The organism is Streptomonospora wellingtoniae (assembly GCF_031845375.1).
GTDB lineage: Bacteria > Actinomycetota > Actinomycetes > Streptosporangiales > Streptosporangiaceae > Streptomonospora > Streptomonospora wellingtoniae.
This window is the reverse complement of record NZ_JAVREK010000001.1, coordinates 58,017-71,634: the sequence shown is the minus strand read 5'-3', so window position 1 is coordinate 71,634 and position 13,618 is coordinate 58,017. Positions and strand designations below refer to the sequence as shown.

Here is a 13,618-nt window from a genome sequence, read left to right as displayed (position 1 = left end):
ACAAGGTCGGTGTCCGGGTGTGGTCGCGGGTGTTGACGCAACGCACTCGGGCGGTGACATTCGGGGTCGACGCACTCGGGCGGATCCTCCGCGCCGTTCGCGCCTGCCCCGCCGATCCGCTCGGCGCCCGCAGTCAACCAGGAGCCGCCCGTGTCCGCTGTCCGAGCCGCCCGCCGCGGCGCACCCGCCGCCCGTGTCCTCGCCCCCGCCTGCGTGCTCGTCCTCACCGCCACCGCCACCGCCGCCCCCGCTCCCGCGGCCGCCGCCGACGGCGGCGCACAAGGGACCGCCGCCGAGTACGTCGCGCTGGGCGACTCGTTCACCTCCGGCCCGTTCATCCCGCCGCAGTACGGCGAGCCCGCGCTGTGCCTGCGCTCCCGCTCCAACTACCCCAACCGCGTCGCCGAGGCGCTGGGCGCCGCCGAGTTCACCGACGCCAGCTGCATCGGCGCCGAAACCGAGGACATGACCGAACCGCAGAACCTCGCGCTCGTCTCCAACCCGCCGCAGCTGGACGCGCTGACGGCTGACACCACCCTGGTGACCCTGGGCGTCGGCGGAAACGACCTCGGATACGCCGAGGTCGCGCTCAAATGCCTCGCCCTGGCGCCCACCGACCTCGGCGGCGACCCCTGCCGCGATCACTACACCGGGCCGGGCGGCGACGAGCTGCGCGACCGGCTGCCCGAGGTGGGCGAGCGCATCGGCGGGGTGCTGGAGGGCGTCCGCGAACGCAGTCCGGACGCCGAGGTCGCGGTCGTCGGCTACCCGGAGCTGCTGCCCCGCCACGAGACCTGCCTGCAGGCCCCCTTCGCCGACGGCGACGTCGAGTACCTCTACGGGATCTGGTCGGAGCTGAACACGGTCATCGCCAAGGCGGCCGCCGACGCGGGGGCGGTGTACGTCGACACCGCGGGCCCGGGACACGACATGTGCGCGGCCCCCGGCGACCGGTGGGTCGAGGGCATCTTCCCCAACCGCCCCGCGGCGCCCGTGCACCCCAATTCGGCGGGCATGGCCGCGGTCGGCCAGCGAGTGCTGGAGGCGCTGGGAGCCGAGGAGGTGCAGAAGGGCAGCCCGCGGCTGTGACCCCCGGGCGCGGCGCCGCGCCCGGTCCGGCGTGTCAGTACTCCCGCCACCAGAGGTTGACTGCGTAGTCGACCTCCAGTCCGGGGTGCTCGGCGACGACCTCGTCGGCCACCTGCGGGGACAGCTCGATGCGCACCACCGCCTCGAAGTCGGCGCGGTTGCGGAACAACCAGCGCATCGTCAGCGGCGTCCTCGAGAACCCCTGCCGGAACCAGAACCGCTCGACCCGCTCGGGGTCGTAGCCGGGCAGGAACCGGCGGAACCAGCCGCCGAAGGTGCTTCGGGTGGCGTCGTTGTCGATGACGAAGGCCACCCCGCCGCGCCGCATGACCCGCCGCAGCTCGGCCAGCCCGGGCTCGCAGCCGGGCCCGAGGAAGTACGCCCAGCGGGCGTGGGCCACGTCGACGGAGGCGTCGGGGACGGGGAGCCGCTGGGCCACCCCGGTGCGCACCTGCACCCCGGGCATGCCGGCCGTGCGGGCCCGGGCCGATCGGGCGAGCCCGTGGTGCGGTTCGACACCGGTCGCCCGCGCGGCCTCGCGGGCGAAACGGGCCAGGTGGTAGCCGTCGCCGCAGCCGATGTCGAGCACGTGGGCGCCCGCCGTACTGCGCACCTCGCGCATCGCCGCGTCGATGACCCCGTCGGGGTCGGCCGCCCGGTTCTCCACCTCGTAGACGCGCGGGTGGTGCCAGATGTTGGGGCTCGGGACCGCCCCCGCCAGCGCTGCTCTCACCCGCCGAAGGATAGGAGGCCCCGGTGGGTGCCCGGCGCGGATTCCCGGGACGCGCCCGGACTCCGGCTGCGGCGCGCCCGCGGCCGGGCCCCGATCCAGCGAGCCGCCACAGCACATAGTCTTGGTTGAGTGAGTTCCGTCCAGGTTCCAGACGCGCCGGTCGTGCTGTCGACGGCGTCGGTCTACCCGGAGAAGACGCCGGCCGCCTTCGAGATCGCCGCCAAGCTGGGCTACGACGGCGTCGAGGTCCTCGTATCCACCGACCCGGTCAGTCAGGACGTCGACATGCTTCGGCGGCTGTCCGACTACCACGGCGTGCCCATCATGGCCGTCCACGCCCCCTGCCTGATCTTCACCCAGTGGGTGTGGGGCCGCGACCCCTGGGGCAAGCTGCTCAAGTCCAAGGACATGGCCGAAGCGCTGGGCGCGCGCACCATCGTCGTACACCCCGCGTTCCGCTGGCAGCGCGAGTACGCCCGCGAGTTCGAGACCGGCATCCAGCGCATGCAGGAGGAGACCGACGTCGCCTTCGCGGTCGAGAACATGTACCCGGTGCGGATGCAGAACCGCGAGGTCGTGCCCTACGCCCCCAGCTGGAACCCGATCGAGCGCGACTACCCCGACGTCACGCTCGACCTGTCCCACTCGGCCATGTCGCACTCCGACGGGCTGGAAATGGCCAAGCAGCTCGGCGACCGCCTGTCCCACGTGCACCTCGCCGACGGCACCGGTACCCAGAACTTCGACGAGCACCTGATCCCCGGACGGGGCACCCAGCCCTGCTCCTCCGTGCTGGAGCACCTGGCCACGACCGGCTACGGCGGCCAGATCGTGCTGGAGGTCAACACGCGCAAGGCGGCCGACTCCGAGACCCGGCACCTGGAGCTCGCCGAGGCGCTGGCCTTCACCCGGCTGCACTTCGCCGGTGTCCGCACCGACCCCGCCAGCGACGGTCCCCGAACGCGCCGGCGCACGACGCTGCTGCGCGAGCCCGCCGAGACCGCGCCGCCGCGGACCTTCGCGGTGTCACCGGAAGGGACGGTGGACCGCACGGGCTGAGGCCCGACCGGAACCCGCCCGCCTACCTCCAGCGGCGGCCGGTGATGCGCTCGTAGCACTCCACGTAGCGGGCGCGGGTCGCTTCGACGATGTCCTCGGGGATCTCCGGTCCGGGCGGGGTGCGGTCCCACCCGGCGACCGTGCTGCTCCAGTCACGTAGGAACTGCTTGTCCAGCGAGTCCTGCGCGCGGCCGGGGCGCCACCGGTCCGCCGGCCAGAAGCGCGACGAGTCGGGGGTGAGCACCTCGTCGGCCAGAACGAGCGTGCCGTCGGGCGCGCGGCCGAACTCGACCTTGGTGTCGGCGATGACGATTCCGCGCTCGGCGGCCAGCTCCGCGCCGCGGGAGTAGATCCGCAGAGTGGCGTCACGCAGGCGATCGGCGGTCTCGGCGCCGATCAGGCCGGCGACGTCGTCGTAGGTGATCGGCTCGTCGTGGCCTTCCGCGGCCTTGGTGGTGGGGGTGAACACCGGCTCCGGCAGCTGCGACGCCTCGACCAGGCCGCCGGGCAGCGGGTTGCCGGAGAGCGTCGCGTGCTTGCGGTACTCCGCAAGCCCCGACCCGGCGAGGTAGCCGCGCGCGACGAACTCCACCGGCATCATCTCCAGGCGCCGGCAGCGGATCGCGCGGCCCGCCCACTCGGCGGGGACGTCGCTGTCGGAGACGACGTGGTTGGGCATGATGTCGGCGAGGCGCTCGAACCACCACAGCGACAGCTGGGTGAGGATCCGCCCCTTGTCCGGGACGGGGGTGGGCAGGACCACGTCGTAGACGCTGACGCGGTCTGAGGCCACGAGGACCAGGTCGTCGCCGTCGGCGTAGACGTCGCGGACCTTGCCGGAGTGGACGAGTTCCATGGATTGCCTGCTGTCCTTGCTGTGGATCGGTGTGCGCCCGGATACCGCCGCAGCCCGCGGCCCGGTCACCGCCCGGCGGCACGACGACATGACCCTACTCCATCGACGTGCGCGCCTTTCAGGAGGTCGAGGAGGCGCTGACGGCCGCGCGCACGGCCGGCGCCGCGCCGTGCGCGTGTCGCCGGGAGCCGTTGTGCGCCGGTGCGCCGCGGGCTAGGTTCGACGGATGAAGGGTTTCGCGCCGGTGATCGCCGTGCAGGGACTGCGTGTCGTCCGCGGGGGGCGCGAAGCGGTGCGCAGCGTCGACTTCGGCATCCCGGCGGGCGAGGTCACCGGCCTGCTGGGGCCGAGCGGCTGCGGCAAGTCCTCGCTGATGCGCGCGATCATGGGAGTGCAGGTGGTCGCCGGGGGCACGGTGACCGTGCTGGGGCGGCCGGCGGGCCACCCCGGGCTGCGGCGCAGGGTCGGCTACGCCGCGCAGACCCCGTCGGTCTACGCCGACCTCACGGTCGAGGAGAACCTGCGGTACTTCGCCGCGGTGCTGCGCGCGCCCCGCTCCGACGCCGAGCGGGTGCTGGGCGAGACCGGGCTCGCCGAGTCCCGAAAACAGCAGGTCGGGCGGCTTTCGGGAGGGCAGCGAGCCCGTGCGAGCCTCGCCGTCGCACTGCTGGGTTCGCCCGAGCTGCTCGTGCTCGACGAGCCCACCGTCGGCCTCGACCCAGTCCTGCGGGAGGAGCTGTGGCAGATGTTCCACACGCTGCGTCGAAGAGGCACGTCGCTGCTGGTCTCCAGCCATGTGATGGACGAGGCCGGGCGCTGCGACCGGCTGCTGCTGATGCGCGAGGGCCGCGTGGTCGCCGCCGAGACCCCGGAAGCGCTGCGCGAGCGCACCGGAACACCCGACCTGGAGCAGGCGTTCCTGCAGCTGATCCGCGGCGGCGAGCCGACCGGGGCCGCCGGGACGGGCTCCGACCCCCGCACGCGCGATCAGGGGCGGGGCCCCGGCCGCCACGAGCGGCCCGGTGGCGGCTCCGCGGACCGCGGAGGCGAGCCGTGAGCCCGGCCGTCGCCGCAGCCACCGCCGCGCGCATCCTGCGCCAGCTCAGGCACGACCCGCGCACCGTCGTGCTGCTGGTCGCCGTGCCGGCGGTGCTGCTGGTCCTGCTGCGCTACGTCTTCGACGACGAGCGGTTCTTCGACCGCCTCGCCCCGCAGTTGGTGGCCGTCTTCCCGTTCGTCGTCCTGTTCCTCGTGACCTCCATGGCGACCCTGCGCGAGCGGCAGAGCGGCACCCTGGAGCGGCTGATGACGCTGCCCGTCGGCAAGCTCGACCTGCTGTTCGGCTACGCGGCGGCCTTCGGGCTGGTGGCCGCCGTGCAAGTGACCGTCGTGGTGGCCGCGGCGCTGGGCCTGGGCATGGAGGTCGAGGGAGATCCGTGGGTCCTCGGTGCCATCGCACTGGCCGACGCGCTGCTGGGCATCGCGCTGGGCCTGTTCGCCAGCGCGTTCGCCCGCACCGAGTTCCAGGTCGTGCAGTTCATGCCCGCGTTCGTGATGCCGCAGGTCCTGCTGTGCGGCCTGTTCGCGCCGCGCGAGGACATGCAGGCGGTGCTGGAGGCGCTGTCGTACGCGATGCCGCTGTCCTATGCGGTGGAGGCCATCGGCGACGCCGCCTCCTCCACGGGTGTCACCGTCGACCTGGCGGCCAACACCGGCGTGGTGCTGGGATGTGCGGTCCTTGCCCTGGTCCTGGGCGCCGCCACACTCCGGCGCCGCACGCCGTGACAGGCGGGACCGCCCGGCGGAGGCCCCGGTCGCCTCCGCCGGGCGCCACTAGGCTCGGAGGCACGCAGCGCGAGGCGAATCCGGCGAGGAGGAGTTCGGGATGGTTCTGCGGCAGACACTACTGGCGGCCGCGCGCAGCGACCGGTTGCGGGCGCTGGCCTCGGGCAGCCGGCTCACCCGCGGCGTCGTCGACCGGTTCGTGGCGGGCGAGCATGCCGAGGATGCGGTACGCGCAGCGGGGGAGCTCGCCGAGAAGGGCATCCTGTCCTCGATCGACCACCTCGGGGAGGACACCGAGCACCCCTCGCAGGCCGAGGAGATCACCGCGGGATACCTGCACCTGCTGCGCCTGCTCGGCGAGGCCGGACTGACCGCATCGGCAGAGGTTTCGGTGAAACCGACCGCCGTCGGCCTGGCGCTGGGCGGCGAGGGGCCGCGGCTGGCCGCCGGGAACCTCGCCCGGATCTGCGCCGCGGCCGCCGAGGCCGGGACCGCGGTGACCGTCGACATGGAGGCCGAGCGCCACGTCGGCCCCACGCTGCGGCTGGTGGCCTCGCTCCGCCCGGAGTACCCCCGGCTGGGCTGCGTGCTGCAGGCCTTCCTGCACCGGACCGAGGGCGACACCGCCGCCGTCGCCTCCGAGCCCGGGGCGCGGGTGCGGCTGTGCAAAGGGGCCTACGCGCCCGACCCCGCCACCGGCCACACCGAGCGCCGGGACGTCGACGCCGCCTACGTGCGGTCGCTGCGCCGTCTGATGGACAGCGAGGCCTACCCGATGGTGGCCACGCACGACCCGCGGCTGATCGACATCGCGACCACCCTGGCCCGCCGCTTCGGCCGCACCTACGACGGCTTCGAGTACCAGATGCTCTACGGCGCGCGCCCCGACGAGCAGCGCCGCCTCGCCGACCTGGGTGCCCGGATGCGCGTCTACATCCCCTACGGCGCCGACTGGTACGGCTACCTCGTGCGCCGCATGGCCGAGCGCCCCGCCAACGCGGCCTTCGCCGCGCGCTCCGTGCTGCGCCGCCGGTGAGGGCGCCGCCCGCGGGCGGCCGTCCACAGGGTGGGGCCTGCGGGTGCGCTGGGGACCCGCACATCGGTAGCGTTGAGGGAAAGGCGGACGCTATGGGGTGAGGTCATGATCGCGATCATCGGCGGCGGCAAGATGGGCGAGGCGCTGCTCGCCGGCCTGCTTGCCACCGGCCACGAGCCGGGCGGGGTCCTGGTCGCCGAGCCCGACCCGGCGCGGAGCGAGGCGCTGCGGCAGCGCTACGGCGTCTCCGTCGTCTCTCCGGCCGAGTCCGCCGGCCGGGCCGACGCGCTCATCCTCGCCGTCAAGCCGCAGGACATGGTCGACCTGCTCGACCGGCTCGACGGTGCGATCGGCGCCGGCACCCTGGTCGTCTCCATCGCGGCGGGCATCACCACATCCCTGCTCGAGAAGCACCTCTCCGGCGAGGTCGCCGTGGTGCGCGCGATGCCCAACACCCCGGCGCTGGTGGGCCGCGGCATGACCGCCGTCGCCGGCGGCGCCCACACGACCGCGGACCAGCTCGACCACGCCGAGTCCCTGCTGCGCTCGGTGGGCGAGGTCGTGCGGGTCGCAGAGCGGCACATGGACACCGTCACCGCCATCTCCGGCAGCGGCCCGGCCTACTTCTACTTCATCGCCGAGACCATGATCGAGGCCGGCGTGGCCATGGGGATGACCCGCGAGGCGGCCAAGAAGCTGGTCACCCAGACCATCGGCGGCGCGGCCGCGATGCTCGACGACCCCGGCGCCCACCCGGTGGTGCTGCGCGAGGCCGTCACCTCGCCCGGCGGCACCACAGCCGCGGCGGTGCGCGAGCTCGAGCGCCACGGTGTGCGCACCGCCTTCACCGACGCGATCGAGGCCGCCCGCGAACGCAGCCGCGAACTCTCCGAGGGGTGAGGGCACCGGATCCCCGGTCGGCGGCCGGGGCGGGCGCGCGCCCCGCTGGCGACGGTCCCGGCGGTCGTTGACTAGGCTGGGACCTGGCGGGTGACTCCCCACACACCCGCCGGACGCTATCCGCTCGGCGGGAGGGGCACATGGCCTGTTCGCTGCACGTCGCCTGGGATGACGGGCTCACCTCCTACAACTTCGGCCCGCAGCATCCGCTCGCGCCGGTCCGGGTGGAGCTGACGATGGCCCTGTGCCGCGAGTACGGGGTTTTCGACCGGCCGAACGTGGCGCTGCGCCCGATCGAGAAGCCCGCCTCCGACGACCTGCTCGGCCTCGTCCACGACTCCGACTACATCGAGGCCGTCAAGCGGGCGGGCGCGACCCTGGAGCCCGACGACCGCTACTGCCTGGGCACGTCGGACAACCCGGTCTTCCCCGACATGCACGACGCATCGTCCCTGGTCGCGGGCGCTTCGGTGCAGGCCGCCTCGGCCGTGTGGAACGGCGAGTCCGAGCACGCCGCCAACATCGCGGGCGGGCTGCACCACGCCATGCCGGCCAGCGCCTGGGGCTTCTGCGTCTACAACGACGCCGCCCTGGCCGTGGCCTGGCTGCTGGAACAGGGCGCCAAGCGCGTCGCCTACGTCGACGTCGACGTCCACCACGGCGACGGCGTGCAGGCCATGTTCTACGACGACCCGCGGGTGCTGACGATCAGCCTGCACGAGTCGCCGCTGACCCTGTTCCCCGGCACCGGGCGGCCGTCCGAGACCGGCGGCCCCGGTGCCGAGGGCTACGCGGTCAACGTGGCACTGCCGGCCGGGACCAACGACTCCCGCTGGCTGCGGGCGTTCGAGGCCGTCGTCCCCCCGCTGCTGCGCGAGTTCCAGCCGGAGGTGCTGGTCACCCAGCAGGGCGCCGACACCCACGCACTCGATCCGCTCGCCAACCTGATGCTCAGCCTCGACGGACAGCGCCGCACCTACAGCGCTCTGCACCGCTTGGCCAAGGAGACCGCCGGCGGGCGCTGGGTCGTGCTCGGGGGCGGAGGCTACGAGCTGGTGCAGGTCGTGCCGCGTGCCTGGACCCACCTGCTGGCCGAGGCCTCCGGCGCTGAAATCTCGCCGGACCTGGAGACCCCGCAGAGCTGGCGCGACTTCGTGCGTGAACGGACCGGCGAGGTCCCACCGCTGTACATGACCGACGGCCGCACGGTCGAGGTCACGCCGTTCGAGGCCGGGTTCGACCCCGAGGACCGCGTGGACCAGGCCATCCAGGCCACCAGGCGCGAGGTCTTTCCCAGCCACGGGATGGACCCCAGCCTTTAGCGGCCCAGCCGGCGGAACGGCACGGGATCCGGACCCCCCGCGCATATCGACCGGGCGGTCCGAAACGCTCCCGGGGTGGCGGCGGCCACCCCGGGAGCACCGGCGGGACGCAAAGTTGAATATGTCATGAAAGGGGTATGACGCCTCGTTAGATCGTGGACACCCCGCCGGCTCCGCGGGCGGGGCCGTGGCACGCACCGGGCCGCCGGACGCCGGGTTGCAGACGCCCCGGGTCATGAGGGAAGGGGATCGCTGGTGACGCCGCCTTCGCGCGCAGAGCTCGTCGCCCATCTCGTGCGCACCGGAATCGCCGGGCACGTCGACACACCCAGGCAGAACAATCTGCGGCACTACCGGCGGCTGTGCCACAAGGACCCCTACTACCAGTTCGGGCTGACCTTCGAGCACGAGTGGCAGTTCGACGAGGTCCTCGCGCTGATGTCCAAGCGCTGCGGCGTGGTCGCCGACGAGGCCCACCAGTGGGGGATCGACACCATCGACCCCGACCGCACCGTCGACGCGCTCGACGACGTGGCCGACCGCCTGGCCCAGGCCGCGGCCCGCCGCGAGCGGGTCATGTTCGCCACCGGCCACCCCAAGAACCTCGCCGATACCTACCGCACCTGGAAGGCGGCCCTGGAGGCCCGCGGCTGCGAGGTCGTCACCGCGGCGGCCGGCTACTCCTACGAGGTCGCCACCGAGCATCCGCCCAACCGCCGCGTACTGGTGTGGAAGGACGGCGTGGGCTTCGTGATGGACGGCGGCAGCGCGCGGCACAGCCACCACCCCTTCGGTATGCGCGCCGCACTGCAGGCCCTCGCCGACGAAGGCCGGGAGTGGCCGCAGTTGGTCATCGCCGACCACGGGTTCGCGGGCGCAGCGGGCGAGGCCGGTGTGCCGACCATCGGGTTTGCGGATTGCAACGATCCCGCTTTGTTCCTGGCCGAATACGAGGGAAAGCTGCTGACCACGGTGCCCCTGGACGACGGCTACGTGCCACCCGAGTACCGGCCTCTGGCGGGATACGTGCTGGAGAGGGCGGGGCTGGCCTGAGCGGCGCCGGAGCGGCCGAGGGTTACCCACTCCTAAACCTCACGCGACCCCCGACTCCCATGTAGCTCCAGAGACAGCAAAACCGACCTTTCAATGCTGTGCCCACGGATCTACCCTGAAATCGGACGTGCCAGCAGTTACCGAACGACACGCCGGCGTGGCGATGGCTCCGCACCGCCGGATGTAAGAGGCAGGGACATCCACGCTCACGTCCGGAAGTGAGGGCGTCGGAAGATGAACGGGAGTAAGGCTCCTCTCGACGAGGTCCGGTTCCTGACCGTGGCGGAGGTCGCCTCGGTCATGCGAGTGTCCAAGATGACGGTCTACCGAATGGTCCATTCGGGAGTGCTCCCCGCAATCCGCGTGGGGCGCTCCTACCGCGTTCCCGAACGTGCCGTGCAGGACTACCTCCGCGAGGCGTTCGTCGAAGCGGGCTGAGGCGCATTGACGGGCGCCGCGCAGTAGTGCAGCGACCCGTCGCGCGCCCGGGCGGCCAGCGGCGTCACCCGCCGGGGGCGGTGTATCCTCCATCGCCCCGCGGGTGGGCGCATGTGTCCGGGAACGGCCGCCCGGGTGGGATGGGTCGGGGGGCCCGAGGCGATGGCGGAGCGTCTACTACACTTTGTCGTTGATGCACCTGTCACCTTGCCTCCTCCCCGACTACTGAGGTCCGCCGATGCCCAGGAAGCCCCGTGTCCGGGTACTCGCCGCGGCGGCCGTCGCGGTGTCGCTCGCCGCAGGCTGCGCCCAGAGCGGGACCGCTCAGTCGGGAAGCGGCGGTGACGCCCGGGAGGACCGCTATGTCGCCGGCGACGGCTCCAGCACGGCGTTCCGGCCCGGCGACCGCGAGCCCGTCCCCGAGGTCTCCGGCGAGACCCTCGGCGGTGATCCGGTCAGCCTCGCCGACTACCGCGGCGACGTCCTGGTCCTCAATTTCTGGGCCAGCTGGTGCGGTCCATGCCGTTCCGAGGTCCCGGTCCTCAACGAGGTCCACTCCGAGAACAAGGACGCCGGGGTCGCCTTCCTCGGCGTGAACATCAAGGACAACCGCGCGGCGGCCAAGGCCTTCGAGGAGAATCAGGACGTCGAGTACCCCAGCCTCTACGACCAGCCCGGTAAGGTCGCCCAGGCCTTCCGCGACACGGTGCCGCCTGCGGCCATCCCCAGCACCCTGGTCGTCGACCGCCAGGGCCGCATCGCCGCCCGGGTGATCGGCGAGACCAGCTACAACGAGCTGAGCGACCTGGTCGAGCCCGTCGCCGCCGAGAAGGGCGGAGCGGCGGCCGGCGCCCCCGCCGGCCGTCCCGGCACCGCGGACCCGGCATGATCGCCGAGACGGTCCAGCACGGTTCCCTGCTACTCGCCGCCCCGCTGGCCCTCGCCGCGGGGCTCGTGTCGTTCCTGTCCCCGTGCGTGCTGCCGCTGGTGCCCGGCTACCTCTCCTACGTCACCGGGCTCAGCGGGGCCGACATCGCCGCGCGGCGCCGCGCCCGCGCTGCGGCCCGTCCAGGCGGCGGCGACCCCTCCGCCCCCGACCCGGAGACCGAGCCGGCCGACGCGGTGCTCCAGCGCCGCCGCGGCACCATGCTCGTCGGCAGCCTGCTCTTCGTCGCCGGGTTCAGCGCCGTCTTCGTAGCCGTGGGCGTCTTCGTCGGCGGCATCGGCGGCCTGCTGCTCGACTACGCCGAGCCGATCACCCGCGTCCTGGGCGCCGTGACGGTCCTGCTCGGCCTGATGTTCATGGGCGCGGTTCCCGGCCTCACCCGCGAGGTCCGCATCCACCGGGTCCCCGGCGCGGGGCTTGCCGGTGCCCCGCTGCTCGGCGTGGTCTTCGGCCTGGGCTGGACCCCCTGCATCGGGCCGACACTGGCGGCCGTGCAGAGCCTCGCCTTCACCGAAGGCAGCGTCGGCCGCGGCGCGCTGCTCTCCCTCGTCTACTGCCTGGGTCTGGGACTGCCGTTCGTGGCCGCCTCCCTGCTCTACCGGCGCGCCCTGGGAGCCTTCGACCGCGTCAAGCGCCACTACCGAGCCGTCACCGTCGCCGGCGGCGCGATGCTCGTAGCGGTGGGACTCCTCCTGGCCACCGGGCTGTGGACCGACATCACCGCGTTCATGCAGCGGTGGGTGGCCGACTACTCGACGGTGATATAGCAGTGACTTCCGAACCGACCTCCGCACCCGGGGCGGCCTCAGCAGAATCCGGCCGCCCCGCCGACCCGCAGCCGCCCGTGCCGGGTGCGCTGTCCGCGCTTGGCTGGGCGCGCTGGACGTGGCGCACGCTCACCTCGATGCGCACGGCGCTGATCCTGCTGTTCCTGCTGGCGGTGGGTGCCGTTCCGGGGTCGATGCTGCCTCAGCGGGGGGTCAGCGTCGAGCAGGTGAACAACTACGTCACCGAGCACCCCGACGTCGCGCCCTGGCTCGACCGCCTCTACCTCTTCGACGTCTACTCCTCGCCGTGGTACGCGGCGATCTACCTGCTGCTGTTCGTGTCGCTGACCGGATGCGTGCTGCCGCGAGCGCTGGCGCATTACCGTGCGATGCGCGCCCAGCCGCCTCGCACTCCCCGCAACTTGGGCAGGATGCCCTACTCGGCGACCTTCACGACCGCGGCCGGCCCCGAGCAGGTGCTCACCGGGGCGCGCGGCCGGCTGACGCGCCACCGCATCCGAACCGAGACCGACGGGCCGAACGGAGCGAAGTCGGTCTCGGCCGAATCCGGCTACCTGCGCGAGGCCGGAAACGTGCTGTTCCACCTGGCGCTGCTCGGCCTGCTCGCTGCGCTGGCGACCGGGTCCTTCCTCAGCTACCGCGGCAACATGCTGGTCGTCGAGGGCGACGGCTTCGCCAACACCGTCACCTCCTACGACGCGTACTTCCCGGGCACCGCCGTGGACCAGGACGATCTCCAGCCGTTCTCGTTCGAGGTGGAGAACTTCGACGTCTCCTACGTGCAGGAGGGGGAGGTGAGCGGGCAGGCCGCCTCCTACACCGCCGACCTGTCCTACCGATCCTCGCCCGAGGCGCCCGAGCGCGACCACAAGCTGGAGGTCAACAACCCGCTGTCGGTCGACGGCGCGCAGGTCTACCTGCTCGGACACGGCTACGCTCCAGAGTTCGAGGTGCGCAACAGCGAGGGCGATGTCGTGTTCGACCAGCCGGTGCCGTTCATCGCACGCCAGGAGCGCACCTTCACCTCCGACGGCGTGGTCAAGGTGCCCGACGCCGGCGAGCAGCAGTTGGGCTTCACCTCGGTCTTCCTGCCCTCCGCCGCGAAGGGCCCCGGCGGCGACCTCGTCTCCGACTTCCCGGCCGCCCGCGACCCGGTGGTCACCCTCACCGGCTACCGGGGCGACCTGGGCCTGGACAGCGGTGCCTCGCAGTCGGTGTACCAGCTGGACACCGAGGACATGAACCGGCTCGGGGAGTCGCCCGAGCTGCGGCCCGGCGAGTCGTGGAAGCTGCCGGACGGCGCGGGCACGGTCACGTTCACCGGCTACAGCGACTACATCAGCATGCAGGTGAACAGCAACCCCGCCCGGCTTCCGGTGCTGATCGCTGCATCGACGGCCGTCCTCGGCCTGCTGGCGACGCTGTTCGTGCGGCCGCGCCGGGTGTGGGTGCGGGCCCGGGCGCGCGAGGACGGGCGTACCGTCGTCGAGGTGGCCGGCCTGGGCAAAAGCGAGAACGCGGCGCTGACCGCGGACTTCCACAGCTTCGCCACCTCGCTGAGAGACCGGCTGCGGGAGGGTCCCGCTACCGAGACAGGCACGAAGGAGTAGCCG

General features: G+C 72.8%; 14 protein-coding genes. 12 read left to right on the top strand and 2 right to left on the bottom strand.

Annotation, left to right across the window (positions count from 1 at the left end):
- The first annotated feature begins 150 nt into the window (after positions 1 to 150).
- Complete coding sequence (locus RM446_RS00325; protein WP_311542971.1) at positions 151 to 1,089, top strand: SGNH/GDSL hydrolase family protein; 939 nt, start codon at positions 151 to 153, stop codon at positions 1,087 to 1,089.
- Between the two features lie 34 nt (positions 1,090 to 1,123).
- Here RM446_RS00325 and RM446_RS00320 read toward each other — a convergent pair whose 3' ends face one another.
- Positions 1,124 to 1,822 (bottom strand): class I SAM-dependent methyltransferase, encoded by a 699-nt coding sequence (locus RM446_RS00320; protein ID WP_311542970.1) that lies wholly within the window; start codon positions 1,820 to 1,822, stop codon positions 1,124 to 1,126.
- Positions 1,823 to 1,951: 129 nt separating this feature from the next.
- On the opposite strand from RM446_RS00320, the gene RM446_RS00315 reads away from it, so the two are divergent.
- Complete coding sequence (locus RM446_RS00315; RefSeq protein WP_311542969.1) at positions 1,952 to 2,881, top strand: sugar phosphate isomerase/epimerase family protein; 930 nt, start codon at positions 1,952 to 1,954, stop codon at positions 2,879 to 2,881.
- Between the two features lie 22 nt (positions 2,882 to 2,903).
- On the opposite strand, the gene RM446_RS00310 is transcribed toward RM446_RS00315, so the two are convergent.
- Positions 2,904 to 3,827: a phosphoribosylaminoimidazolesuccinocarboxamide synthase gene (locus RM446_RS00310; RefSeq protein WP_311542968.1), complete on the bottom strand. Its 924-nt coding sequence runs from the start codon at positions 3,825 to 3,827 to the stop codon at positions 2,904 to 2,906.
- 136 nt (positions 3,828 to 3,963) lie between these two features.
- Here RM446_RS00310 and RM446_RS00305 point away from each other — a divergent pair, with 136 nt between their 5' ends.
- The 10 genes from RM446_RS00305 to resB all read left to right on the top strand — a co-directional run bounded on the left by RM446_RS00305 (position 3,964) and on the right by resB (position 13,615).
- A complete protein-coding gene (locus RM446_RS00305) occupies positions 3,964 to 4,794 on the top strand; it encodes an ABC transporter ATP-binding protein (RefSeq protein ID WP_311542967.1) in 831 nt (276 codons plus the stop codon).
- Entirely contained in the window at positions 4,791 to 5,522 is a 732-nt protein-coding gene (locus RM446_RS00300) for an ABC transporter permease (RefSeq protein WP_311542966.1), read from the top strand. Before RM446_RS00305 ends, RM446_RS00300 begins: the two co-directional genes overlap by 4 nt.
- A 100-nt stretch (positions 5,523 to 5,622) precedes the next feature.
- Entirely contained in the window at positions 5,623 to 6,558 is a 936-nt protein-coding gene (locus tag RM446_RS00295) for a proline dehydrogenase family protein (RefSeq protein WP_311542965.1), read from the top strand.
- 105 nt (positions 6,559 to 6,663) lie between these two features.
- Entirely contained in the window at positions 6,664 to 7,458 is a 795-nt protein-coding gene (gene proC, locus RM446_RS00290; protein WP_311542964.1) for a pyrroline-5-carboxylate reductase, read from the top strand.
- Between the two features lie 140 nt (positions 7,459 to 7,598).
- Positions 7,599 to 8,780, top strand: coding sequence for an acetoin utilization protein AcuC (locus RM446_RS00285; RefSeq protein WP_311542963.1), 1,182 nt, complete (start codon positions 7,599 to 7,601; stop codon positions 8,778 to 8,780).
- 255 nt (positions 8,781 to 9,035) lie between these two features.
- Positions 9,036 to 9,833 (top strand): phosphatase, encoded by a 798-nt coding sequence (locus tag RM446_RS00280; protein WP_311542962.1) that lies wholly within the window; start codon positions 9,036 to 9,038, stop codon positions 9,831 to 9,833.
- A gap of 234 nt (positions 9,834 to 10,067) precedes the next feature.
- Positions 10,068 to 10,271 (top strand): helix-turn-helix domain-containing protein, encoded by a 204-nt coding sequence (locus tag RM446_RS00275; protein WP_040275038.1) that lies wholly within the window; start codon positions 10,068 to 10,070, stop codon positions 10,269 to 10,271.
- Positions 10,272 to 10,509: 238 nt separating this feature from the next.
- A complete protein-coding gene (locus tag RM446_RS00270; protein WP_311542961.1) occupies positions 10,510 to 11,160 on the top strand; it encodes a TlpA family protein disulfide reductase in 651 nt (216 codons plus the stop codon).
- The gene (locus RM446_RS00265) at positions 11,157 to 11,984 is read left to right on the top strand and encodes a cytochrome c biogenesis CcdA family protein (protein WP_311542960.1); all 828 of its coding nucleotides are present in this window, start codon (positions 11,157 to 11,159) and stop codon (positions 11,982 to 11,984) included. Before RM446_RS00270 ends, RM446_RS00265 begins: the two co-directional genes overlap by 4 nt.
- A complete protein-coding gene (resB, locus tag RM446_RS00260; RefSeq protein WP_398694269.1) occupies positions 11,981 to 13,615 on the top strand; it encodes a cytochrome c biogenesis protein ResB in 1,635 nt (544 codons plus the stop codon). Before RM446_RS00265 ends, resB begins: the two co-directional genes overlap by 4 nt.
- Positions 13,616 to 13,618: the final 3 nt, after the last annotated feature.

What these genes read in the sequence shown, in the direction of transcription:
- RM446_RS00310 (WP_311542968.1), bottom strand. Translation starts at nt 3,827, where the DNA reads ATGTCGTCGTGCCGCCGGGCGGTGACCGGGCCGCGGGCTGCGGCGGTA.
- RM446_RS00305 (WP_311542967.1), top strand. Translation starts at nt 3,964, where the DNA reads ATGAAGGGTTTCGCGCCGGTGATCGCCGTGCAGGGACTGCGTGTCGTC.
- RM446_RS00295 (WP_311542965.1), top strand. Translation starts at nt 5,623, where the DNA reads ATGGTTCTGCGGCAGACACTACTGGCGGCCGCGCGCAGCGACCGGTTG.
- proC (WP_311542964.1), top strand. Translation starts at nt 6,664, where the DNA reads ATGATCGCGATCATCGGCGGCGGCAAGATGGGCGAGGCGCTGCTCGCC.
- RM446_RS00285 (WP_311542963.1), top strand. Translation starts at nt 7,599, where the DNA reads ATGGCCTGTTCGCTGCACGTCGCCTGGGATGACGGGCTCACCTCCTAC.
- RM446_RS00275 (WP_040275038.1), top strand. Translation starts at nt 10,068, where the DNA reads ATGAACGGGAGTAAGGCTCCTCTCGACGAGGTCCGGTTCCTGACCGTG.
- RM446_RS00270 (WP_311542961.1), top strand. Translation starts at nt 10,510, where the DNA reads ATGCCCAGGAAGCCCCGTGTCCGGGTACTCGCCGCGGCGGCCGTCGCG.
- RM446_RS00265 (WP_311542960.1), top strand. Translation starts at nt 11,157, where the DNA reads ATGATCGCCGAGACGGTCCAGCACGGTTCCCTGCTACTCGCCGCCCCG.